Source organism: Psychrobacter sp. 16-MNA-CIBAN-0192, assembly GCF_040309565.1.
GTDB lineage: Bacteria > Pseudomonadota > Gammaproteobacteria > Pseudomonadales > Moraxellaceae > Psychrobacter.
Map to the genome: position 1 here is coordinate 1 of NZ_JBEOOX010000205.1, position 276 is coordinate 276.

Annotated in this window: 1 protein-coding gene; it reads right to left on the minus strand. The window is 73.9% G+C overall.

Features of this window, described 5'->3' with window-relative positions:
- Positions 1-16: 16 nt before the first annotated feature.
- A partial coding sequence (locus AAEY78_RS12935) for a hypothetical protein (protein ID WP_352339720.1) occupies positions 17-276 on the minus strand: 260 nt, incomplete at its 5' end.

The following is a 276-nucleotide window of genomic DNA, read 5'->3' on the forward strand; positions in this document are numbered from 1 at the left end:
GGGCAGGTGTTGTCCGTCAACGGCGGGCTCGCATGACGAAGCGCGCCGCGTGGGCCTGACGTAACGCAACGCGGTGCAGGGCCGCGTGATCGCGCGGCCCGTGCCGCATCGTGAGGAAATCGAAGTGTCCGTGCATCCAGTCGACGCCGAACGGCGTCCGTGTCCGAGGTTGCCCGCCGCCGCGCCTGCGGCCGCGCCGTTCGCGCACGGCGGCGGCCGCGCGCTGCGGCTCGTCCAGGCGAGCCATGCGCGGCTCGTCGCGCTGCTGCACGATGC